At 33.6% G+C, this 24,303-nt stretch carries 27 protein-coding genes; 6 read left to right on the forward strand and 21 right to left on the reverse strand.

Translation table 11 applies throughout. The annotated features are described in order from the left end of the window. Positions 1 to 34 precede the first annotated feature (34 nt). Complete coding sequence (locus BM153_RS03180; RefSeq protein WP_092870690.1) at positions 35 to 2,422, forward strand: Ig-like domain-containing protein; 2,388 nt, start codon at positions 35 to 37, stop codon at positions 2,420 to 2,422. Positions 2,423 to 2,535: 113 nt separating this feature from the next. Here BM153_RS03180 and BM153_RS03185 read toward each other — a convergent pair whose 3' ends face one another. The 10 genes from BM153_RS03185 to BM153_RS13610 all read right to left on the reverse strand — a co-directional run bounded on the left by BM153_RS03185 (position 2,536) and on the right by BM153_RS13610 (position 13,101). Further along, positions 2,536 to 3,018 carry a hypothetical protein gene (locus BM153_RS03185; protein ID WP_092870692.1) on the reverse strand — a complete coding sequence of 161 codons (483 nt, stop codon included), beginning with the start codon at positions 3,016 to 3,018 and terminating at the stop codon, positions 2,536 to 2,538. A gap of 177 nt (positions 3,019 to 3,195) precedes the next feature. After that, positions 3,196 to 3,693: an N-acetyltransferase gene (locus tag BM153_RS03190; RefSeq protein WP_092870694.1), complete on the reverse strand. Its 498-nt coding sequence runs from the start codon at positions 3,691 to 3,693 to the stop codon at positions 3,196 to 3,198. Between the two features lie 369 nt (positions 3,694 to 4,062). Then, entirely contained in the window at positions 4,063 to 4,464 is a 402-nt protein-coding gene (locus tag BM153_RS13605; protein WP_177205550.1) for a (deoxy)nucleoside triphosphate pyrophosphohydrolase, read from the reverse strand. A gap of 3 nt (positions 4,465 to 4,467) precedes the next feature. Next, positions 4,468 to 7,497, reverse strand: coding sequence for a DEAD/DEAH box helicase (locus BM153_RS03195; RefSeq protein WP_177205551.1), 3,030 nt, complete (start codon positions 7,495 to 7,497; stop codon positions 4,468 to 4,470). Positions 7,498 to 7,920: 423 nt separating this feature from the next. Continuing rightward, positions 7,921 to 8,154 carry a hypothetical protein gene (locus BM153_RS03200; RefSeq protein ID WP_092870696.1) on the reverse strand — a complete coding sequence of 78 codons (234 nt, stop codon included), beginning with the start codon at positions 8,152 to 8,154 and terminating at the stop codon, positions 7,921 to 7,923. Positions 8,155 to 8,300: 146 nt separating this feature from the next. Further along, positions 8,301 to 9,206, reverse strand: a complete 906-nt coding sequence (locus tag BM153_RS03205; RefSeq protein ID WP_092870698.1) for a fructosamine kinase family protein — start codon at positions 9,204 to 9,206, stop codon at positions 8,301 to 8,303. A gap of 18 nt (positions 9,207 to 9,224) precedes the next feature. Next, positions 9,225 to 10,700 (reverse strand): hypothetical protein, encoded by a 1,476-nt coding sequence (locus BM153_RS03210; protein WP_092870700.1) that lies wholly within the window; start codon positions 10,698 to 10,700, stop codon positions 9,225 to 9,227. Continuing rightward, the gene (locus tag BM153_RS03215) at positions 10,700 to 12,136 is read right to left on the reverse strand and encodes an MBOAT family O-acyltransferase (protein ID WP_177205552.1); all 1,437 of its coding nucleotides are present in this window, start codon (positions 12,134 to 12,136) and stop codon (positions 10,700 to 10,702) included. Before BM153_RS03215 ends, BM153_RS03210 begins: the two co-directional genes overlap by 1 nt. A 172-nt stretch (positions 12,137 to 12,308) precedes the next feature. Further along, complete coding sequence (locus BM153_RS03220) at positions 12,309 to 12,932, reverse strand: Fic/DOC family protein (RefSeq protein WP_092870704.1); 624 nt, start codon at positions 12,930 to 12,932, stop codon at positions 12,309 to 12,311. Further along, complete coding sequence (locus BM153_RS13610) at positions 12,925 to 13,101, reverse strand: hypothetical protein (protein ID WP_177205553.1); 177 nt, start codon at positions 13,099 to 13,101, stop codon at positions 12,925 to 12,927. The genes BM153_RS03220 and BM153_RS13610 overlap by 8 nt, the downstream gene beginning before the upstream one ends. A 115-nt stretch (positions 13,102 to 13,216) precedes the next feature. Between BM153_RS13610 and BM153_RS03225 the strand changes: the two genes are divergently transcribed. Further along, entirely contained in the window at positions 13,217 to 13,516 is a 300-nt protein-coding gene (locus BM153_RS03225; RefSeq protein WP_092870706.1) for a transposase, read from the forward strand. Positions 13,517 to 13,526: 10 nt separating this feature from the next. Here the strand turns inward: BM153_RS03225 and BM153_RS03230 are convergent, their stop codons facing one another. The 5 genes from BM153_RS03230 to BM153_RS14115 form a co-directional block, all read right to left on the reverse strand. Then, positions 13,527 to 13,841: a hypothetical protein gene (locus BM153_RS03230; RefSeq protein ID WP_092870708.1), complete on the reverse strand. Its 315-nt coding sequence runs from the start codon at positions 13,839 to 13,841 to the stop codon at positions 13,527 to 13,529. Beyond that, entirely contained in the window at positions 13,834 to 15,336 is a 1,503-nt protein-coding gene (locus BM153_RS03235) for an Eco57I restriction-modification methylase domain-containing protein (RefSeq protein WP_092870710.1), read from the reverse strand. Before BM153_RS03235 ends, BM153_RS03230 begins: the two co-directional genes overlap by 8 nt. A gap of 17 nt (positions 15,337 to 15,353) precedes the next feature. Further along, positions 15,354 to 15,467 (reverse strand): helix-turn-helix domain-containing protein, encoded by a 114-nt coding sequence (locus tag BM153_RS14430; protein ID WP_330392005.1) that lies wholly within the window; start codon positions 15,465 to 15,467, stop codon positions 15,354 to 15,356. A gap of 503 nt (positions 15,468 to 15,970) precedes the next feature. Further along, positions 15,971 to 16,138, reverse strand: coding sequence for a hypothetical protein (locus BM153_RS13615; RefSeq protein ID WP_177205554.1), 168 nt, complete (start codon positions 16,136 to 16,138; stop codon positions 15,971 to 15,973). Between the two features lie 125 nt (positions 16,139 to 16,263). Beyond that, positions 16,264 to 16,398: a hypothetical protein gene (locus BM153_RS14115; protein WP_278278324.1), complete on the reverse strand. Its 135-nt coding sequence runs from the start codon at positions 16,396 to 16,398 to the stop codon at positions 16,264 to 16,266. Between the two features lie 758 nt (positions 16,399 to 17,156). On the opposite strand from BM153_RS14115, the gene BM153_RS14120 reads away from it, so the two are divergent. Beyond that, positions 17,157 to 17,282 carry a hypothetical protein gene (locus tag BM153_RS14120; protein ID WP_278278325.1) on the forward strand — a complete coding sequence of 42 codons (126 nt, stop codon included), beginning with the start codon at positions 17,157 to 17,159 and terminating at the stop codon, positions 17,280 to 17,282. A 130-nt stretch (positions 17,283 to 17,412) separates the two neighbouring features. Then, a complete protein-coding gene (locus tag BM153_RS03245) occupies positions 17,413 to 17,595 on the forward strand; it encodes a hypothetical protein (RefSeq protein ID WP_092870712.1) in 183 nt (60 codons plus the stop codon). A 156-nt stretch (positions 17,596 to 17,751) separates the two neighbouring features. On the opposite strand, the gene BM153_RS03250 is transcribed toward BM153_RS03245, so the two are convergent. After that, entirely contained in the window at positions 17,752 to 18,693 is a 942-nt protein-coding gene (locus tag BM153_RS03250; RefSeq protein ID WP_092870714.1) for an Abi family protein, read from the reverse strand. A gap of 265 nt (positions 18,694 to 18,958) precedes the next feature. Here BM153_RS03250 and BM153_RS03255 point away from each other — a divergent pair, with 265 nt between their 5' ends. After that, positions 18,959 to 19,102: a protein phosphatase gene (locus BM153_RS03255; RefSeq protein ID WP_092870717.1), complete on the forward strand. Its 144-nt coding sequence runs from the start codon at positions 18,959 to 18,961 to the stop codon at positions 19,100 to 19,102. 116 nt (positions 19,103 to 19,218) lie between these two features. Continuing rightward, positions 19,219 to 19,398 (forward strand): RepB family protein, encoded by a 180-nt coding sequence (locus BM153_RS03260; RefSeq protein ID WP_242949064.1) that lies wholly within the window; start codon positions 19,219 to 19,221, stop codon positions 19,396 to 19,398. 57 nt (positions 19,399 to 19,455) lie between these two features. On the opposite strand, the gene BM153_RS03265 is transcribed toward BM153_RS03260, so the two are convergent. Genes BM153_RS03265 through BM153_RS03285 form a run of 5 tightly spaced genes read right to left on the reverse strand, consistent with a single transcriptional unit; the run spans position 19,456 to position 24,291 of the window. Beyond that, positions 19,456 to 20,310, reverse strand: a complete 855-nt coding sequence (locus BM153_RS03265; protein ID WP_092870722.1) for a glycoside hydrolase family protein — start codon at positions 20,308 to 20,310, stop codon at positions 19,456 to 19,458. 9 nt (positions 20,311 to 20,319) lie between these two features. Beyond that, on the reverse strand, positions 20,320 to 22,611 hold the full coding sequence (locus tag BM153_RS03270; RefSeq protein ID WP_092870724.1) for a bacterial Ig-like domain-containing protein: 2,292 nt from the start codon (positions 22,609 to 22,611) through the stop codon (positions 20,320 to 20,322). After that, positions 22,612 to 23,490: a collagen-like domain-containing protein gene (locus BM153_RS13905; protein ID WP_092870726.1), complete on the reverse strand. Its 879-nt coding sequence runs from the start codon at positions 23,488 to 23,490 to the stop codon at positions 22,612 to 22,614. Next, entirely contained in the window at positions 23,491 to 23,787 is a 297-nt protein-coding gene (locus tag BM153_RS03280) for a hypothetical protein (RefSeq protein ID WP_092870728.1), read from the reverse strand. A 60-nt stretch (positions 23,788 to 23,847) separates the two neighbouring features. Continuing rightward, positions 23,848 to 24,291 carry a hypothetical protein gene (locus tag BM153_RS03285; RefSeq protein ID WP_092870730.1) on the reverse strand — a complete coding sequence of 148 codons (444 nt, stop codon included), beginning with the start codon at positions 24,289 to 24,291 and terminating at the stop codon, positions 23,848 to 23,850. Positions 24,292 to 24,303 lie beyond the last annotated feature (12 nt).

Consider the following 24,303-nt stretch of genomic DNA (forward strand, 5'->3'; position numbering starts at 1 on the left):
ACATTATCAATTACAAAGGGAAGGCTGGTTTATTATGAAAAATAAAACTTTGGCACTGCTACTATCTTTTATTATAATATTTTCATTATTCTTTGAGGTGAGCTGTCAGTTGGTTTATGCCATGGACAAGGGAGACGGAACAAAAGAAAATCCCTATAAGATTTCAGATTACTATGACTTGCAGGAATTCGCAAAGATTGTAAACGGTGACCATGACACAATTCCACAAAATAACGCTGCTTGCGGCATTTTAACCAATGATATCGATGCGAAAATCGATAACTGGATACCCATTGGTGACTATAAAAAAGCTCAAAATAAATATAAAGGAATTTTTGATGGAAACAATAAAGTAATCAAAGGGTTACAAAGCTCGTATAATAAAGACTATTATTATATAGGTCTTTTTGGTTATATAGCTACTGAAGGTATATTAAAAAATGTGTCGTTAAAAAATAGTGATATTCATGGTTGTACATATGTAGGCAATCTAGCAGGCTGGAACGAGGGAATAATATATAATTGTAATAATTCAGGAAAGAATACCAGCGACTATTCGTTTCGTAATATCACAGGGGTATCTACTCGCGGTTATGCTTCGGGTGGAATTACAGGGAAAAACCTGGGTAAAATAATTTCCTGTTCTAACAAAGGAACCGTCATTTCAAAAAGCATTAATTCAGGAGGACTTACAGGTGAAAATCAGGGTATAATAAGTGATTCATATAATTTCTCACTAGTCAGTGGAATTGATGAATGCGGAGGAGTATCCGGTTCTAATTATGGCAGTATAGTAAACTGCTATAATAATGGACCTATTGAATTCGATATAAACGCAATAAACACTAAAATAGGTGGAATCAGTGGCATTAACTATGGAGAGTTGACAAAATGCTATAATACCGGAGTTGTAGATGGATATAATAATACAGGAGGAATAGCAGGTTTTAATATAAAAGGAATTATATCCTATTGTTTAAACACACAAAATGTTTCCGGAACTGACGAAAACATCGGAGGAATAACAGGTTGTAACGATAAAGGTACAATAACTTATTGTTATAACACAAAGGATATAACCGGAGAAAAATATGTCGGTGGGATTTCCGCAGATAACACCGGTAGCATAAAATTCTCTTATAACCGCGGAAATATTTATGCTACCGTAAATTATAATGCCGGCATAGCAGCATTTAACAATGGTGACATATCTAATTCCTATAACACAGGTACTATATCCGGTAATGATTCCGGAGGTCTTGTTGCAGCTAATCATGGTCTTTTAATAAATTCATATAACTGCGGAGCAGTCTCAGGAAATTCTGCCGGCGGCCTGATAAATTTAAATACAGGTACAGCACAAAATCTTTATTACGACAGTACTATCTTAAGCCCTTCATCCGCTATAATTTACAATTCAGGTAATACTAAAAAAGTCACCTCTTTAACTACCAAAGAAATGACTGGGAAGAACTGCAAAGTTTATAAAAGCTGGGAAAATTTTGAGGATAACTGGGCTTTAACAGATAGCTACCCGGTTTTAAAAGCCCTTACTCACAAGTTAGAAAAAATACATGCAAAAGCAGCCAGCTGTACTGAAGATGGAAATAATGAATATTATGTATGCTCTTATTGTGGTAAATATTACAAAGATGAAGAGGCAACATGCGAAATTCAAAAGGATGACTTTGTTTTAAAGGCTACCGGGCACCAATGGGACAAGGGAATAATTACAAAAAAGGCTACCGAAAAAAGCACCGGTATTAAGACCTACACCTGTAGCCTTTGCAATGCCAAAAGAACGGAAATCATTAAAAAGCTCTCCCCTTCTACTACTACAAACATTCTTTTTGCCAATGCAAAAACATCTGGAGAAACAGGTCTTATAATAAAATGGAACAAAATTAAAAATGCATCAGGATACGAAATCTATCTTGAAAAATATCAAAACAAAAAGAAAAATAAAACATACAAAAAAGTAAAAGCCATTAGGGGAAACAAGAACTTTTCATGGAAGGCTAAAAGTCTAAAAAAACATACTCCTTACATGATTTATGTTAAAGCATACATTACCAAAAAAGGAAAAAAGAAGTATTTACAAAGCAGTCCAAGGATATTTGTTTTTACAGGCGATAGTTATCAAAATTATACAAATGCAAAATCCATAACTTTTAAAAAGTCAAAGCTTTCTTTAAAGAAGGGAAAAACCTTTAAAATCAAGGCACAGATTAACAAAGTTAAGAAAAACAAAAAACTTATGCCAGATACATATGTTGCTTCGATTCGATACTTATCATCCAATAAAAAAATTGCAAGCGTTGACAAAAAAGGCAAAATAATTGCAAAGGATAAAGGAACTTGTTATATTTACATCTATTCCCATAATGGAATAACCAGTAAGGTTAAAGTGACGGTTAAATAGAAAAGAAAACTATATTTAATAGCCTACAAAACCTCCCTGAAATTGTATACATTACCAAATTCCCAGATTATTTAACAATAATAAGGGGGACAATCTGTTCCCCTTAAATATTATCACTCCGTAAGATATTCCAAAAAAAGTTCAAAATCCTCTTCTTCCAAATCAAGAAAATGTCCATTTTCATCCATTTTACACACAAGACATCTGTTGTATAGCTTTATACCCAAACCAGGGATATACGCTAATGCCTTTTGTTCCCCAAATCCTCCTTGAATTCTTTCAAGATATTCTTCTGATTTCATATATTCCAAAACCTCTTCTTCCTTGTACTTGTTGTAAATAAGATAAAGGTTTTTAGTACCGGGTATTTTAACCACACTTCTGTCTATTTTTTCATTTGTAAACTCCGGCTGTTTTTTTCCAAACCAGCCAAGAATCAAATTGTCCAGATTTTCTTCTTTTGCATATGTTAAAACCCTGTTTCCAAACAATGCCTGTATCATTATCTGAAAAGAGTTTTCACTTCTTTTGAAAAATACTTTTTTTAAATTATAATGTTCAAACCTATTATGTTCTTCTAAATTACTTTTTTTCATTAATTTTCTTCCCTTTTTTAATACAATTATCTATAATTCTACTTGATAACTCTATATTAAAAACTTATATGTACTATAAAAAGTACTGCAAAAAAGTAATTTAACCCCGTAATTAAACCACCTGACAAAGCTTTAATCTTCGCCTGGTGGTAATGCCTTTATTTTAAACCCTGATTTTTAATTTACTTTTTGATAGGCGATCCTTGGTGAACCGTCCTCCACGTAGATTCTACCACATTTTACATATCCATTCTTTTCAAGGATATGTTGCATAATCTTATTATCGTTGTGGGTATCTATACGGATATTTCCTATCTTTTTTTCACAATAAAAAAGCACGGCTTCCATTATACCACAATTATTCCCGGCTGATGCAACTTTGTGTATTACTCCATATTTGTCATCATTTAGCCATTTCCCATTTTCAATTATAGAATATGTTTTTTCTAGCCCGATAGTAAAGGAAAAAACACCACAAATGTCAGGATTGCATATTAATATCAAATTCCCGTTTTTAATATCCGACATAATTGTTTCAAGTGGTGGTTTATTGTCTCCCCACTGATTTGGATTGCCGGTTTTTCTCATCTGCTCACGGGCAAAAGCGTATATTTCCTGAATTCTAACTATATCTTCCTTTGTTGCTTTTCTATACTCAAACCTTCCTTTTTCCATGTAAATATCAACCTCAATAATCTCTAATACAATTTCTATTTATAAAGCGGACATTCGGAATCCGCTTCGCTACTTCCTCATGAACGCAGTGGCACTTTGTGCCACCTGTCAGAAGGGGCTTTAACCCCTTCTGACACTAGTAAGCTTATACCCCCGCTTAAAGCTTACGCTTTTGAAGCGGGGGATTGCTTACACTGCGTTCAAAAGCATTTCCAAAATGAGCATGCTCAGTAATATCTTTTTCTACAAAAAACATTCAGCCATTTTTCATTTCTATCAGATCTTATATCTTTAGTGACCATGTGCTTAATAAGTTCAAAACCCGCTATTTCAGGTCATTTGAATGTGGTAATTGCATAATGGCACCCCCTATCCCATTTCTTTACGAATCATATCTATCAATGTAACATCCGCCGGCAACCAGGATACTGAGTCAAGTTCCTCCTTTGTAAGCCATTTTCCATCCTCTGCCTCTAAAAGTGTTAATTCTCCCGATTCTATTTCGCACCAGAAACAATCCATTGACAGATGAAAATTGGGATAGTCGTATTCTATTGTGTCAATTAAATCTCCTACTTTTACTACTGTGTCAAGCTCTTCTTGAATTTCTCTTACAAGGGCTTTTTTAGGAGTTTCTCCTTCTTCTATCTTTCCTCCGGGAAATTCCCAGAATCCTTTAAATTCTCCGTAGCCACGCTTGGTTGAGAAAATCCGACTTTTGTTTTCTAACGAATCACATATTACTGCTGCCACTACACGTATTGTCTTCACTTTTTATGCCTCACTTACTAAATATTCATAAATATCTTCCCGAACCGGAACATCTAACTGATACCTGATTTCAAAAGCATCATCTCCGGTCTTTTCCATTTTAACAGGAATAGGTTCATCTTTGGCAAAAACTTCCCCAAGAAAATAAAACTCCTTCGCCTCTTTATCATCCTTATTCTTTCTTACAAATAAAAGAATCCTGTTGTCTTTATCCTCTTTGGTTCTTTTATAGAAATGATCTGCATCTGAAGAATTAACCTTTCTTGGATGCTTGGATAGAGCAATCAATTCTTTTGAAGAAATAAATCTATCTTCATATGCAATCGCATCCTCGGTCTTATCATAGTTTATAAACACTGGAAGAGTTTTTGTTTCAGCATCATAATGATACCCGCCAATACCTTGAGCATTTATATTTTTCTGCCAGTTTAACAACCTGCAAACATCTTCATAGGTATACTTTTGATACAAAGAAAGATTCGTATCCCTGTAATTGTCACAGTACAATTCTTTGCACAAAGAAATCCCATATTCAACCACTTGGCACACCATTTCATAAAAATCTTTATTTCTCATTAATAAAGATCTGAAATTTGAGCTTAACTGATAGCCCCCTTGGGTTTTATCTATTAATACACAATTGCTGTATTTCTTTTTTTCTCCTTCTTTTGGAAACTGATTGGTAAGATTTCGATAAACAGATTGTTCAACTTTTTCATCAAAATTTACATGAAAATGCTCTGTCATAATCGTCTTAAAATATACCGTTATCCAATTATTGTGTTCTATCAGTTCTTTTAACAACAAAAGTTCATGTATTCTCTTCATCCGGGTAACTTTTTTAGAAAGAAACTCTATTATTTCCTCTTCTTTACTGTTAAGTCGGACTTTATACTCATCTCCATAATACTTAACCAAAAAGGCATAATAAGAACCGCATTTTTCAAAATATTTACTTACATCTATAGAACCATATTCCTTAAAATCAAGGACTGTAGGTATTCGCCCCAAACGATATTTCAACTGTTCAAAGGACTGTTTTAAAAGCTTTATCTCATTGGTTTTGGCAGAATCTATGGATTTAAAAATTTTCTGTCTTGAAATCTCGTCAAAGTGAATAGTGGAGACACCGGGAATAATTCTGGTTCCCTCTTTAACATAACGACGCATTGAATCCTTGTTATAGCTTCTATCCCCGGAAAGTGCTATGGGAATCATGTAATTATTATTATAATTTCCAATAAAATCAATGATTACAACGTAATCCTTATCTTCTGCTTTTCTAAGCCCCCTTCCCAATTGCTGCACAAATACAATAGGTGACTGGGTTTCTCTTAGCATTATTACCTGATTTATCTCGGGAATATCTACGCCTTCATTAAAAATATCAACTGTAAAAATATAATCTAAAAAGGGCATATTTTTTTCATTAGCCGCCTTCTTATTTTCTATATCTTTATGGTGATTTTTTATTACGTCAACATCCACATCTTTTGATAACAATTCTACGCACTCTTCTCTAACAGACTCCCTATCCTCCCCAAAAAGAGTTCTTGCATAGTATCCCTGTTCCTGAAATTTACTTGAAAGCTCCAAAGCCTCTTTTTTTCCACTACAAAAAACAAGTCCTTTTACTCTGTCACCACTATGACCATAAAAGTTTGCATTTTTTAAAATATGATTTACACGCTGATTAGATACCAGGTATTTGAAATTATTAAGCTCTGTTTCCCTATTTATAACCTCCCCATTAATTTCTATATCCGTAATTCCAAAATAGTGAAAAGGACATAGCAAATCCTCTTTTAATGCGTGTTGTAATCGAATCTCATATGCAATATTGTGATCAAATAATTCAAAAATATCAAAACCATCCATTCTTTCCGGACTGGCGGTCATGCCAAGCCAGAAATCCGGTTTAAAATATTCCATTATCCTTTGATAACTCTTAGAACCTGCTCTGTGCACCTCATCTATACAAATCCAGTCATAGTGAATATTATGTTTTTTAAGATATTCAAAGGTCTCCGGTTTCGCCATCATATTCATTGTTGCAAATAAAATATCTGCATCATATTCTTTTGAATTTCCGGACAACAAAGCCATCTTTTTACCTGTGCCAAAAACCTTTCGATAACTTTTCATGGCCTGCTTTGCTATTAACTCCCGGTGTACTATAAATAATGCTTTGTTGGGATTTTCATTTTTCATGGCAAATGCTGATGCATAAGTTTTTCCAGTTCCAGTGGCACTAATAAGAAGTGCTCTTTTTTCCCCGCATTCACGAAGTTCATGTATATTTCCAATAAATGTCTCCTGCATCTTATTGGGTTTAAGATTATAGGTATCCAATTCTACAATATCTTCTTCCAAAGCAATCTTATGCTGGGATTTAATAAGCTTATCTATCTGTTTTTTTCTATCGTATTGCTTTATGTAAAGTTTTCTTATTTCCCTATAATCCCTGGATGCTGAGTCATTCCACAGGCTTTCAAACTCATTTACTATGGATTTAGCCATTGCACCACAATCAGTGCTTACAAGGGCAGTATTCCACTCCATATTGGTAGTAAGAGCGGTCTGAGTCATATTGGAACTGCCTATAATAATTCGATAGGTTCCTTCTTCTTTAAACAAATATCCCTTTGTGTGAAAACCAATGCCAGCCTCCTTTACATGATACATTTTTAACTCAACATTTTTTAGTTTCGCTAATCTATCCAATGCATATGGGTCACTAAAGGTAAGATAATCTGTTGTGAGAATTCTTCCCCTTATTCCCTTCTTTTCCAGTTCTTTTAATGTCTGTGAAAGAACCACAAAGCCACTTCGATTAATAAAGGCAACACTAATACAAAACTCATCACAATGTAAAAGTTCATTTTCTATATATGTTAGCACCTTGGTTCCTTTATGATGATTGTTTGTTAAAAACTGAGGGCTAAATGCAAGATTTGTATCGATGCAACTGTCAATGTAGGCATTTTGAATGCCTGAATTTATATCATTTATATTATTGTTTGTTAAAGCCATTTTTTATACCTCCCCTGGGTATGAATTTATTACAAAAATTCTCTTCACTCTTCTTGATTAATTCCACAAATTTATCATATAAAATATCAATACAAAGTAAAACTCTGTTACAAAATTGATTATACACTTTTACAAGGGAATATTTAATCTATGTAACACTTTTACAAGGGAAAATTTTGTTTTCATTACATTTTTACAAACGAATATACTTCCTACTCGTAGCACCGTCACTTCTTTTTGGCATCATGGAGGACGTTTACGGCATATCAAATACATGAAAAACTTGTTTTGTTAGGAATGTTTAGGGAATGAATCAGAAGGCGGGAATGAAAAAAGCTATATCAGTATATATTGAAAACTGATACTGTATCTTTCCTTTTTTCCCGCCTATAATATGAAAATAAATATAGAATTATATTAGTCTTATATTTCTGTAAATGAATATTCCACCACATGATATGGAGGATTGTCTATTATAATAACAATGCTGCCATCATCACTACGTTCAATTTTCATTTCAAGGTCTTCTTCCTTTTCTTCTGTTTTTACAAAAGAAATAGGGTCATCTGTCTCAATTTCTATAATTCTACTATCATAGGGCGTCCTTCCTCCACAAGTCGGCTGTTTCCTTTTAATTGCTACTTCATATTCTTTCATGTTAAAAATCTCCTTCTTAAATTTTGATTTAGTCAATTATTATTACAAACATTTTACCTCATTTCCTATGTAAAAATACAGGGCTATTATCTCAAAGGATAAATGCCCTGTTTTAGAATCTGTATTTTTATAAAGATTTCTTTAAATTAGCCAATATAATACTTTATAATTCTTATAACCGGGTCATAATAAGATCCTCCAAAAGAAATAAGATGATTCAGTAAATGATACAGGTTGTAGAGATTTCTTCTGTCCTCGTATCCGTATCCAAGAAGCTTACTATCAGCATAAGTATGATAAAACTCCTCCACAAAACCTCCAAAAAGCTCTGTCATGGCAATATCCGCCTCAGCGTGACCTACATATACTGCCGGGTCAATAAGCCATGCTTTACCATCATTTCCCGTAATAAAATTACCACTCCAAAGATCTCCATGTAAAAGCGACGGTCTCTCTGGTTCTAACAGCCACTTGTCAAGATTATCAAGAAGGCGATTAATATTTTTTATCATGGAATTATCAAAATATGTCTCGGCATTTTCAAATAGTGGAATAAGGCGACATTCCCTGAAAAAATCCACCCACTTATCATAAGAAGTATTAATCTGTTTTCTAGAACCAATATAATTATTATTCAAAAAACCATACTTCCCGGCTTTGACAAAATTTACAGCATCCGCTTTATGCATATTGGCCAATTCTTCGGCAAAAATGCTCCAGTATCCCTTTACTTTCCCGACGTTGTCAAGATATTCAAGAATTAGAAATGCTCCCCTATCAGAATCATTTCCACCGCATAAAACCTGTGGTACAGCTATTGTTTTTGTAGCGTGGATTGCTAAAAGTCCCTGGGCTTCAGCCTCAAAAAACTCTGTTTCCTTAGACTTATTTGATTTTAAAAATACCCTTTTGTCATTTGATAATTTCAGCATATATGCCTCATTAATATCACCACCGCTAAGCTTAACAGAACCGGTTATTGTGGTACTGTCTTTATTCAAGGCTTTGATAGCTTCATCAAGTGAGCCGTATCCAAAATTTTTTATATCCAAATCCTTACCTCCTGCCTGCTATCTATGAAGCTTTCCGTCATATACAACTGAATCAATTACTTTTCTTGTCTCTTGGCTATAAACTACAATGTTTACACCATCCAGATTTTTGCCATACTCAGTATCACCTATTTTTATAGAGCTTTGTGCTCCTGCATTAAAACCACCTGACACAATAGTGAAATTTTCCAGTTTTTTACGGGTACTTCCAGAATATTTCAAAAGTTTACTACCTGATTGCTGTACAGTATCATAATCAGTAATTGCAGCATAATAACTATCATTTTGTTTGGCATTCAAATCCAGTCCCAGTCGAGAAAATTCTTTCTTAACAGCATCATTAATGCAAAATAACATATCACTTTGAGTTGAAATTAAAATAGTGTATCTATCCTGATTTAATGCAGTGATATAATCATGTAAATCAGTAATATACTTTAAATTATAATCTGCCAATATTCTTTGATAATACTCATCTGTATCAGCCCACTGTTCACAATAATCACCACTACCTATTCCATATTGCTTCTTAAGAATATCAGCAAGATATAATGAAATTTTTTTAGCTCCCCATATGTTACTATGTTCATTATCATTCATATCCTTAGGATATACAAAATCACATGCGTCATATATCTCTTTAATGTTAAAGTCTAAAAAATCAATTCCATTATTCTTTGCATATCGGGTCAGATAATTATGTTTTGAAGTATCAAACCTCAAAGTTGGTGTCTTTACAAGTATCAGCTTAATATTATTTTCATCACACAGTTTTTTTATTTTATCAAGATATTCCCTCATTAAGGGTACGGGTTCACTTAAAACAGATGTATCATAATTAAAATATGGCTGATAATCATTTTCTACCTTATAACCTTTACGATAAAGTGGAGCAAATCCTTTTAGCTCGTAATGTGTTTCTAAATTTTTAAAAGTAAAATCCTGTTCAGTAAGATCTGTCCATCTGGTATGAAATCTTATATTTTTAAAAATATAACTTTCTAAATTCTGCTGTTTATCATTATCGCAAATTGCCTTTATAGCTTCATATTTTACTTTAGAAAACTTCATGGCATCTATTGCCATTCTTGTACAAGGCTCAGAAGTATTTAATGCTTCAGATTGATTAAATTCAAACATCATATAAGTATCCAGAATTACAATCTTAGGAGATTGATATTTAATGGCTTCTTTCAACCAATAATAGGAAACAAGAATACTTTGTTGCTCACACGCTAAATTATAACTTCTGATACCACAATTATTATATATTTCCTGAGGATTAAAACAGGCTGCGGCATGACTGCTTCCAAAAAACAGTACATCCACGGTATTTTTTTGCATTTGGTAAAATCCTTTATATGTTGATGTAGTTGGCCAGGCATCCTCATAGTACTTTTTAGGAGTAAGAATATAATTTGTTTCAATTATCAAAAAAGATAAAATAACAAAAAAGATAATTATTCTCAGAAAAAAACTACATTTTTTTAACATCAGAATCCTCCATAAATGAAATCTTGTGCATTAAAACCAAATCCATAAGTTCCAAATACCATTATTCCAATTATTGCTATCATGTAAACACTCCATCTTATTACAAGTCTTTGTTTCATTATACTATCACTGATAGATAATCCTTTTTCATGGTAAAGCCCCACTTTCCATAATAATACTATGGAAAATAATAAAATCATCATTTCTTTCCACTCTAATCCAAGAGTAAAAATCTGATTATTCCAAAAAATCCATGGATTAAACTCTGTAAACATATGCTTAATCATTTTAATCCCCAGTCGTAATGAATCTGCTCTAAAAATAATCCACGCCCAATTTATAAGCATGAATGTTCCAATCTGCTTCAATATCTTTTTCTTTCTTGATTCTGCCGAAACATTTAGAAACTCATATAATTCTTCTCTTTTGTTGTGAGTAATATCACCTGCGATTTGGTAAAAAGCATGAATTCCTCCCCATACAAGGAATTTATACCCGGCACCATGCCATATTCCACTTACCAAAAATGTAATTGCAAGATAGATATATTTTCTGATAATTCCTTTTCTATTTCCGCCTAAAGGGATATAAATATAATCCTTTAGCCAGCTACTAAGTGATATATGCCATCTTCTCCAAAAATCCTTTACTGAAGTGGCAAAATATGGTCTTGCAAAATTATCTATAATCTCAATGCCAAACATTTTCGAAACGCCCTGTGCCAATGTCGTGCAAGCCAAAAAATCCGCATATAACTGCACACTATACAAAATTGATGCCAGCCAAATAAACCCTCCCGAGTATGCAGGATAGTTTCCAAAAACAGTATCAACTACCACTGCTGCCTTGTCTGCAATCATCAATTTCAAGAAAAAGCCCCATATTATATAGCAAAATCCTTTGACGATATTTTTCTCTTCAAATTTATTGCCTGTAATAAGCTGGTTTTGCAACTGTTCATAGCGCGGTATAGGTCCTTGTATTAACTGAGGAAAAAAACTTGCATATAGAACAAAATGAGCAATATTTCGTTGTGGTGCTATTTTTTTGTTATAAACATCTACCAAATAAGATATAAGTTGCAAGGTATAAAAAGATATTCCTAATGGAGTTATCCATTGAATAGGATCTTTCTGTGCTATTTTTAAAATAAAGTTAAAATTTTTAGACAAAAACCACGGTGCAATTATTGCTAATAACGCCAATATTAAAATCAGTTTTCTTGTTTTTCCTTCAAATCCTTGTAATGCGATTCCTGCAAAAAACGAAATAATTATCGTTATTCCAAAAATCCACCAGCCGGTTTTATAGAATAAGAAATAAAAACCTATATTTCCAACAAGTAATGCAATCCACCTATGCTTTATTGGAAATAAATAATAAATAATTAGCACAGCAAGGACTAAGAAATAATAATACATTGATATATATGTCATAACGCTCTCGAATTCCCCCATTTAAAAGGTGTAATTGCGTAGATTTTTTCTAACACAACATCAATAATTATAACAAAATCCCTTGTATTTGTCCGTATTTTCAATCAATATTTTAAATTGGTTAAAATACTGTGACCATAGCACTGAAGACTCTCGCAAAATAAACATTGTATTATTGGCCAGAAAAAGCATCATAGACAATTTTATATAAATACTCTTTTTTACTAAAATCACTGCCATCTGAAAAAAATGCATTATATGCAACAAGTGCCGTTCTAACATATACAGCATTTTCTTCAAAAATCCTTCGATTAATCCTTATTCCTTGTGCTTCTATAAACTGACAGCAAAAAGTTATTGTAGTGCGAGTATTCCCTTCTCTAAACGGATGAATTTTCCATAATACCCCCAAAGAATTACAGAATTGATTTGATAATTCTTCCAGATTAAACGAATCCCATTCTTTATCTCTCATATCTTTCAATACATGATGAATATCAGAAACAATATCAAATTGATCAGAATACTCTACAGATTGTCCACTTAAAACATCTTCTTCTTTATAAATAGAAATAGTTCGAGGAGAGCCTGCCCAATCAAATATATCCTGAAAAATAACCTGATGCATCTTAAGAAAATGCTCAGTGTGATAATCTCCCACCAACGGATTTACTACTACATCTTTTAATCGATATACAACATAATCAGCCTCAGCTTCATCCAACAATTCTTGAGATTTTATACCAAGAATATTTTTTAAAATAGGAACATCCTCATAAAGATAAGGATCACGCATTTGTAGACTCCTTCATCTTATATTTCTTATCTAAAAAACGCTTTGCATCCTCCATTGTCACTTCACTGCGTTTTTCTTTTTCAATATATTCTTTAAATTCTTTAGTTGGCTCCAAACCATCTACTTTAATCATACCTATTGCATAATTCCATGCTTCAGCATTAGTCATACTATCCGCCTCCTTCACTATTACATTTTAATGATGTTAGCATCTAATTAGTACAAAGTAAAATGAGCTATTCCCTTGAAATATAGTATAATCATAACAATAGGAGGAACTCATTATGTCACGTAAAACAAAACAACACACTAAGCAATTTAAATTGGATGCTGTCAACTATCGCAAAGAACATCCCGATATTACTCAGGTTGAATGTGCCAAAAATCTTGGAATTGGAACCAGTACCCTAGGAAAATGGGAAGCTCAATTCAGAAATAATGATGGCGATATTCCTGTCAGAGGTTCCGGTAATTACGAATCAGACGAAGCTAAAGAGATAGCTCGTCTCAAACGTGAACTCCGTGACACTCAGGATGCACTTGATGTGTTAAAAAAAGCCATCGGCATTCTGGGAAAAGATTAACAGAAGCTATCTATACTGAAGTTTTTGCAAAGGTAGAGGCATCTAAAGTTACCGGACGCCGTGTCTCTACTTCCGGAATGCTGAAAATTTTAGGCGTGTCACGTTCTGGATACAGAGCTTTTTCCGCATAAGTTGTCCCATAATTCTGATTTACAAAAGCTATAATATCATGAATACGTATCCATTCATTTGACGCACTCTTCCACTCATTACTCGGTTTAATTCCTGCCATAGCTAATAAGCTTAGTGCACAAATATCTGACTGCTGCGCCTTTGGCATACCTATATCTTCTAAAAACTTCCTTGCTTCATCTATTTTAGACATACGCCACCTCCGAAATAATACGATCGCAATTATCTGTAGATAAATCTTCAGAAAGTAAAACTTGTTCTCCAATTTCTTTAATTAAATCTACTGGCGGTACAGGAATATTATTAATTTCTGTACTGTTAACCTGCGTACTTCCATTTAAGATTCTATAGTACATATCAAAAAATGTAGAATTTAACAAAGCATATATTCCATATGTCGTTTGCGCATCCATTTCTCCACCATCTGTTTTGTCCACAAAATTAATCTTGTTTTGAGTTCCTATATATTCATATTCTTCAAAATCTGATGGCGAATACACACCACATTGCAATCTACGACGTTCTTCTTTTGCTGTAAATCTTTTTATAAACACATAATTCTTGTTCTTCTGTATCAGCCCCGGCTTTTCATCACTTATCCAATCATACTCTTTGCCTGACGGTTGATGATTCACCCTGCCATCTCGAATATGTTGACTGTAAAACAGAGGTAACGTGTTTTCGCCCGGTTCCTTTCTCAACTCCTCCCACTGTCTAAAGTCAACAACTATTCCTGTCTTCATTTTTAATCCTTCGTCCGGCATTGTTGAATGATACATATTTATTTTCTTAATAACATTAATATCTGCCTCGTTTGTCGGAAGATATACATATAATTCTTCTCCCGAAACAACTGCGTCATAAGGCACTCGTAGTTCAGAAACATCTTCAAAATCGGAACTACTATTCGTAGATGTAATTAATACACTTTCGGGTTTTTCAGCAGTTTTTTTCATCTTGATAATCATAGTTTCTTGTAGAACCTGCTCGGCACCGAAAACCTTATCTCGGCTCACAAACAAGTGGATACCCTCAATTTTACCCACATTCAAGAAATACTCTCTAAACGCTTTAAAATATGCACCAGATGTCCAACTGCGCGGAATAATATAAACCATTTCAGCATTATCTTTTAAATTGAACAGGGACATCGATGCAAATAGGAAATAAAGGTTAGGCGCACCATGCACAACTTTGGGCATGGCAATAGCCGCAGGATTATCCCTCATTATCCTTAAATATGGTGGATTTCCAATAACATAATCATATTTTTCAGGATTCTTTGCCGCCAAAAGGTTTTCCTGAAAATCGTTACTCTGTGACAGAATATAATCTTCCTCTATAATTCTATAGCTCACACAATCATTAAATGCATTTTTTAAATATGCAAGATTCTTTTGTAAAACCGGCAATACATCTGCATCTGTTTCATAACAAGTTATATTTACACTTGTATTAGATTTCTCTGCAAATAATCTATTCACGAATGCAATCGTTAGAATTCCCGTACCTGCGCCTGGATCTAAAACAGAAACCTCATCCTTACAATTTGAAATATCAAACATGTTTGCCATAAAAATGGCTGTCTCAACAGATGTAAAAAACTGTCCTTTTTTCTTCCTTATACTTTTGGGCATTTTTTCCAGGAATTCTCCTGTTTGTTTTTTTACATAACCAAGTAAATCCATATAATCACACCCTTAAATTATTCTTCCGAATTATCGTCTTCAATAAACTCAACAATATCTCCAATGTCGCAGTGAAGCGTCTTGCATACTTTCATTAAAATTTCCGTCCCAACAACTTCTCCCTTTGACATCTTTGTAACTGACGCCCAACTTATGCCAGCCTCTCGTTGGAGATCTTTTTCATCATTTCCTTATCTATCAACAATTTCCATAGCTTTTTATAACTTATACTCATCTCTACATCTTTCTATTCTCAATATCTTGTGTTTCTTTTACCACGCGGTACATTATAAGCCAAACCTTTTTCCAAATCAAGATTTATTCTTGTTGCAGCAAGAATAAATCTTGAAACCACTCCCAAACGATTGTTCTATTGTATCACTATAATAATGAATTTTAAAGAGTAGTTTTAAAAAAGGTGGAATAGTGTTATCTTTTCCGTCTACTAACTCGTGTTGACTGCCCTAACTCCTTGATAATATCTTCCGTTTCCACATTCTTATTTTTCAACTCCAGATACTCTTCAAACTTGATTTCAAAATCAAATAGTTCTTCCCAACCCGGATTACGTCTTGCTTATTATTAAATAAATACAAAAAAGCACCCTTTTCAGGATGTTAAAAATATTATCAAGTTACATTACACCTTCCATCAGACTTTTAAGATATTCATCATATCTATCTCTAATTTTTCTGATATATTTTGGTGTATCTTCACGCAAATCTACTCTATTAGGCTCTAGCCAAGGTTCAAATTGTTCTCTTAATTCCTTAATTTTCCCTGTATCATAATCTACGTACATACAACTACCTTCTTTCTAGCCTCTGTTTCGTCCTATATTCTACATATGTTTCATCAAATCTTTTATATCTATATTGCAGCTCTATATACTACTTTTCTTCACTCTTTTATCTTTATCTTTTATCTTTATCTTTTATCTTTATCTTCTCTCTTTAATTTTTCTATATGCTTTTCAAACTCTTCATCTGACATGGCACGTATTTTTTCCATCTCGTCTCTCATCTCTTCTCTATCATCAACTATCCATTCTCCATCTTGCATGATATCACCTACAATTTCTTGAATTTAAAACTAAATTTTTCAGATAAATATTTAACAACCGCCTCTTCATCAAGATTGTATTTCGAAAGCTTCTTATATGCAACATAATAATCAATTTTTTCTATAATTCTTGATGGTGCTGTATACAAGTAAACAGTCCCATCATGTCCTATTATTATTTATGGCCATTTCACAACTTCTATATTTCTTTTCAAGATTTGTGATTTATTCCACAGATAAATCATTTGCAGCCTGCTCTACTTCTTTATATCTTTTTCTCCAGTAGTCTTTACTATTTTTTCTCATTTGCCTCACTTTCCAAGTCAGTCGAGAAATGACCAACTTTGTATTTTTTATCTTCCATACGTAATACACCAAGGCTGAAAAAGTTTTAGAATTTGTATCCTGCTGCCTTGAAGATGAATTTACAGTCAAAAAAAAAGCAACAACGAAACATTCAAGATAAATAGCAACGGGAATCGAACCCGAACAATAAACTGCTATAACCCTTGTATTTATGCGTTTTTTTTGACTAATGGGCAAAATTTGGGGCAAAAAAGAAATTGTTTATATTTAAAAAGCCCTATAGTACTTTAAAACTTGTACTATAGGGCTTATTGATTTTTATTTTCATAGGATTTTATATGCTTATTATATTCATCTTTTTTATAAAAAATGAATATAATTGCTTGACATACACGTGCGTGTATGATATAATATAATTGTAGCAAGGGAATGGCAGGAAAGGAGTTGATACAATGGAGGATAATAAAATGACAAATTATCAATTTAAGGGAATCATAAAAATGATAATCGCTCTTTTAAAAAAAGGCACACCAGTCAATGAAATGATTGAATACCTAGAAGAATTAATTAAAGATTAAAAAAAGCTACCTAGCAACTAGGTAGCCCAAAACCACACGAGGGGCGGATACCTCAACATTCCTGCTGACCGCTCCTTGTAAAAACATATTAGCAGGAAAAATTACAAATGTCAAAGGAGTAAAATAATATATGCCGTATACAGAATCCCAAAAGAAAGCTACACTTAAGTATCAAAAGAAAACTTATAAAAGAGTTCCTTTGGATCTTCGTTATGAAGATTATGAACGATTAAAGGAACATTGCGAAAAGCTGGGTAAACCTGTAAACACTTTAATTAAAGAGCTTATTTTTAAAGAGTTAGAAAATAATTAGATTCCTTTAAATTAAGACCGTCTCACGCTCTGGGGCGGTCTTTTTTCATGTATATTTACACATACTATAATATCTTTGAAATACAAAAAAGGAGCCTGATCACCCAAGCAATCACGCTCCTATAAAAGGTCAACCTTTTTGTAACGTAGTTAAATTTTAACATTCCTGGAAAAATATTTCAACTATTTTTTTTAAAAAAGTAAAATTTCCTACAAAAGTCGTATTCTTCATATAGTAATCTTTATTCCTAATCATTCTGTTAACCAACTCATTTAATAATCGTCTAGCAGCCCCGTTAGAAGCACTACTTCCTATTTTTTTATGTGTATATAATAATGTGCAAATTTGAAGCATCCTTATATTAGAAAGTCTTTTATTTTTAGTGTCTTTCCTAATAGATGATAGTTCTTTTAACATTTCTTTATCTGGTTGAAAATTACGGTCTTTAGCTCGAAGATCACTTATAATACAATTATTATGTGCTGCTGCATTACGCAGAGGTCGGACCGTTCTCATGAGATAGTAATCATTTTTCATATCGTCATCATTAAACCGATCTGCACAAAATTTATAAAAGTCCAGCAAAGTCCCAAGTGAAACAACTTCAATAAATGCCCATATTGCATATCCATCAGAACACGATTCAATAATTCCACCACAATAAGGATTATTCCGATTCCTTTCAAGCTCATTACTAAGTCTGTTATGTTTTTTGTCGCTAACTTTAATATGGTTAAAATAATCATTCACAATGGCATAACCATCTTCATTATTTAATTCGCACCGCTTTAATAACTTTACTTTAAGAAAATGTTCTGTATTCAATGCCAGTTGCAAAACGCAGTATCTAACATGCATATCTATAGTTGCCAAATCGCATAACATTCCAAAATCTAGCCCTATATATTTCCCATCGTTCTCGCCTCCTGAAACCTTATCATAATTTTTTCGAAATGCACGTAGTTTAAAATAATTATTATTTTCAGTAAGATAATTCCTTGCTTCATCCCGACTAATAATATTGAATGTTATTCCCTTCGATTCCATATGTTTCAATTGGTCTTCTATTTTTAAAAATGGTTTTGTTACTTTATTCATGATGATTTCCTATTCTCAACTTCATCTAAACTCCTTATTTCCCTATTCAAGATTTTGCATCTTAACTTTCTCATTATCTTCGCTTAAATACTTCATTTAATTTATTAAATAATTATTTAAAAATTATATTCCTTTTATCCTTATTTATCAAGGTAAGCAGATTTTTTATAAAATATTTAATTTTTTTGTTATTCCCTTGACATATGTGTCCACATATGCTATAATATAATTGTAGCAAGGAGATAGCAGGAAAGGAGTTTACAAAATGGAGAAGAAAAAAATGAATAATTCAGAATTATTAAAACAAGTAATTGAAGAAAATCAAACAAGAAAGATTTTACTTATCTTAGAAACCTGTAAAAGCCTTGAAGAGGCAAAAGAAAAAATTAAAGCCTTATTAGATAAATAATAAGACTTTAAAACAAAAAACCTAGGGCGGACTCCTTAAACAGTTTCCTGCTTCCGCCCTTCCAATTAAATCTTAGCAGGAAACTTAAAAAAAATCAATTAGAAAGTAGGTGTATTATGCCAAGCGAATCTCAAAATAAGGCTACTGCCAAATACAAAAAGAGAAATTATAAAAGAATACCTTTAGAGGTCAAAAATGAACATTATGAAATAATTAAGGCTCATTGTGAAGAGCTTGGAAAGCCTGTTAATACTTTCATTAAAGAACTTATTTTTAAAGAATTAAATATTAAATAGCTATTTCCTTGCTACATGACCGCCTCATGCTCTGAGGCGGTCTATTTGTACACTTTTTTAATCTAAATAAGAGGCTGAAAGCCATACAATGCCATATCCTTTGACCTTGCATTTATAAAAGCCGTTTTCAGTCTCTTTGTTAATCTCAACCCGATTTCCTTTGTTTAGCTTTCCTAGAATCAAAGCTGTGTTTGAGGGGTTAAGTCTGATATTTAGTTTTTGACAATTTACTGTTTTGGTTGCTGCTGCCTTCCAGTTTTTTTTATCTAGATATGTTGCCGGAGCATAGCATACACCTATTTGAGGATGCTTAATCTTAACATATTTATTTATATAGGTTTCAAATTCAACACGATTGCCAGCCCCAAGCTCTCCAACCTTATGAGCCCCCAAATCTTTATACAAATCACACTTTTCGATTGCGATCAAGGTGCCTTTAGGTTTAAATCCTGCTGCTCCAGCTGATGAAGAGCTTTCACAAGGAGTATTAAATAATTTTTGTTCTGCCGTCCTTCTTCTTACAAGACCTGTTCTATATCTTGTGGCACTGCCCCAAAATTTCACTATATTTTGGCTTAAGCTATTAATATTATAACTATTTGTTATTAATTGCCTTAAGCCACCTGCACCCCTGTTATAACAATAGCTTACCAGTGCACTAAATTGATTTGAATTTAAATTCGGAAATTTTACCAGGGCAATATTAGTAACATAGTTTTCGAATTTAACTAGATCAGCTATAAGGGCATTTTCTGCCTGTTTTTCAGTCCATCTTGTACCTGCCGTTATTGATTTATCAAATGAATGTCCGTATCCAATAGTATAATACTGCTCTCCGGCTAATTTATAGGCCGTTAATGTACAGCCTTCAAAAGATTTAATTAAATTGATTCCTGCTGTATTTGTTCTCATTATTTCCTCCTATTTTACAAATAACTGTGTATTGCTCCTTGCTTGTGCATAATACTGTGATGTTGTGCCGTGTTTCATGTTAATTCTTAAATAACTAGCACCGCTTGGTACAGCCATTTCTACCGTGACAATTTCACCTGTGGTTGTGGTTGCTCTGTCATCCTCGGAGTATCTAATCATTTCATTGTTAGCGTTGAACCACACAAGCTGTAAGTAGTATTCTGTGCATATATTTGTTTGTACAGTAGCTTTAACCATTGAAACATTACTAACTGACACAGCATCTGTATAAGAGTACTTAGCTTTATCGTCTATTTCTCCCGTAACACCATCTACACGACCATTGTGCCATGTTAAAGGTATTTCTACATATTCCCCACTTGGCGGATTTGGTTCAACGCTTGCACTTGTGACTGTTATAGTAATGTTTGCTGTCTTAGTTATTCCATCTTCAGAATAACTTACTGTAATTGTGTAAGTTCCTGCTGCTGCCATATTTGCATTACTCGTATCCACTGTACCTTGTACCACTTGGCTTGAACCATCACTATAATGGGCTGTTATTGTAATATCATCCGTATTAAGACTTTCATTGGTATTGTATTGTGTCTTCGTCTTTGTGGCTGTGATGCTGCTTAGGGTTATTACAGGGGCATCTTCTACAGTTATGCTTATGGTATCTGTAAGTGTTGTTCCATTTTCTGTATAACTAATAGTAATTTGATACGTTCCCTGAATATTCATATCCACATTACTTGTATTAATCATTGCTGTTACTATTTTGCTGGTATTATTGCTGTAGTAAGCTGTAACTGTTATATCATTTGTATTTAAGCTCTCCCCTGTACTGTAGGATGTCTTGGTTTTAACTGCTTCTATGCCTGTTAAGGTCACTACTTCCTTAGCCGGAACCGTTACAGGTGCTGTATCAAGGTAAAATTGAGCTATAGAAATGAATTTATCCACAATAAAATCTCTGCCTTTTAGTAAAATGCCGTTTTCATAAACTTCCATTATCATGGCTTGACTTTCGGCATAAATATAATCTGTCACACTATCATCTTTTAAGCCATCATTATCAGAATCTATTAAATCTCTTGGAACAGTTAAAGACGACAAGTGTATGAGCCTTGCACCGTTGTTATATCTAGCATAATTTAAGTTTTTCATGCTTGCAGACTCTTGATATTCCCACTTGATATGAGAATGTCCTGAAAACCAAATCACATTTTTATAATGCTCCATAAGGCTTAAGAATCTCGTTCTGTCTGCTAAAACTCCCGAACTTGTGCCCCATACATCAAAGCTATATGCCCCATTTGCAATACCAAAACCATTATTTGACATAGCCCACTTGTTTGGTGGAACATGAGCAAATAAGAATACCCTTTGATTTCTGTATGTTTCCAAAACATCTTCAAGCCAATCTAATTGAGCTGTGGTGTACATGACATTGTCTCTGCTTTGCTTTACATCACCATCAAAGCATGATACAAACACATAAACATCCCCATTTATTACCTTGTAGAAGTAAGGCAAGGTATCACTTGTGCTGTCGGTATCTAAGTACGCTCTTATACTTTGGCCTTGCACAATAAGGCAATTATCATTATAGGCTTCATGATTTCCTGTGCAGGAATAAACTGCCAGGGAACCTCTGGCATTATCTCTGGCACTTTGCCAATTATTCAAATATGCCTGTGTCCCTTGTTGGGTTATATCTCCTGCAATACATACTGCATCAGCTCCTATAGTTCTGGCATACGACAATATTTTTGTTAAATCCTCTACGCTGGTATCATAGCCAATATGAACATCCGATAACAACGCAACATCCCCCACATGGTTACCCAGCACAGAGCTTGTTAATCTTTTGGCAACAGGTATTGTAAAACTTCCTACTACTGCTCCATCTACCAAAGCTATTACTCGTGTGGCAGCAGTGGGAATCAAATTAATCTCACTCATGTATATGTAGGCTTCTCTTTCCATAAATTCTACATTGAAGGCTTCCACATTAATATTTGTATATTCTTGCAAATCACCCTCATTATCAGCCCACCTAAGGCTAATATCTGTCAAATTTATATCTATGCTACATACATAAATAGTGCCGGAAGCATCCCCCGGCACATTATTATTAAAATTGTATTTAATTCCTACTTTTAAATCTGAATTTTTTATTGAGGCTATGGCATCCGGCATTTCAGACACTTTCATTAATGCATCTGAACCTGTTTTTGCCCTTAGGGCATTAGCTATGTTTTTAAGGGTAGTATCAGAAATTTTATAATATGACATTTAAACACTCACCCCTTCCGCATCTTCAAGCATTGATAATACTGTGTTTGCTATAGCTGTATAATCTGCCTGGGTAATTACATAATCTTCACCCGGATCACCCTTGTCCCCTTTATCACCTTTTGCTCCAGGCTCTCCTGCATCTCCCTTTTCGCCCTTTGCTCCTGGCTCTCCGGTATCTCCCTTTTCGCCCTTTGCTCCTGGCTCTCCGGTATCTCCCTTTTCGCCTTTTGCTCCTGGCTCTCCGGTATCTCCTTTTTCGCCTTGTGGTCCTTGAATTCCGGTATCTCCTTTTTCGCCTTTAAATAAAGTGACATGTGAATTTATGTATTCATCTACGCTTTGAGGTATTACTTCCTGTGTATATGTTTCTAAGTCAGTTTCCTTTACATAATCATCTAAATTCAAGCCATTATTATCAAGATAATCATCTAACTGCTGCCTGATTACATTTTCAGATATTTCCGCCTCCACGCTTGCTATTACTGCACTACCGCTTATGTTTAAGTTTAAGATGTCTGAAGCTACAGGCGTAGGTGTATTATTTTCCATAACCCTTGTGGCTATGCTTCCCGGAATTGTCCAGGCTATTTTATCGCTTTTTAAAACTCCGCCATTTTTAAAATTAATCTGGGCTTCCATTACTGCCTGTATATCTTCTTCATCCTGACAGATTGCCAATGAATCTTCCTGGCTTATTATTATTAAAAAATAGCCGTTACTGTAGCCTACATCATTATCCGGATATGTTTTTGTAATACTACTTACGTAGTCTGAATTTTTAATTGTGAAAATTACACTATCAACAAGCTCTACATTTAGATCCACAACCTGGACTAATATAACCCTGTTTTCACCGGCTTTAATAATTGCACTCATTTATTCCTTAGTTCCTTTCTTGAATTCAGCCAATAAACTTATAATCTTATCGTATCCTACCTGGCTGGCTATAGTTGTAGCAAAGGCTTCTAGTATGACATAAAGGACCATTGTAATATCAAAGGGTAATTCCATGAAAATGAAATAAAATACCGTTCCTACCCCACCTACTAAAAGGCCTGTTATGGTACTTAAAACAGCTACATTTGTGTCAACCATTTTTTTAAGCCATTCAAGAGTAATATTAGTAATTCCACAAAATAAGGTTAAAAGTGTAATAAATATTGTATAGGTCATGTGTGCCCCTCCTTTATAAAAAAATAAGCAGCCATAAACTGCTGCATGAATTGATGTAATTTATAAATAACTGTGTTCTCTTTGGCATCTGGCATCCACTTCCAATATATGATTTATGGCACCGTCTGCAATTCCATTTTTATAATTTGGGTTATCTAAACAAAATCGTCTGTATACATTTATATCTTCTTTAATTTGATTAAAATGTTCCTGGGTATGCTTTAATCCATGAATCAGTTCATCATCAAACCTTAATATCCTATATCTGGATGTAGTAAACTCCACCTCTTTAACATATTTATATAGGTCCTTTGTTACTTTCATTAATTCCTCTATTTTTGAGGGAATATCTCCCAGGATTGTATTACCTATCCATTTAAAAATAGCACTAAAAGGGCTTATCCTTATTGGTGCTATTTCGATAAAAAAGCTGATTATAAATATAAATTCTGCCCAGGTTGATATATTTAATCCTAATTGCTGTAACAATTCGTGTAATGTCATAATTTTTTTAAC

Origin of the sequence: Acetitomaculum ruminis DSM 5522 (assembly GCF_900112085.1) — a bacterium.
GTDB lineage: Bacteria > Bacillota > Clostridia > Lachnospirales > Lachnospiraceae > Acetitomaculum > Acetitomaculum ruminis.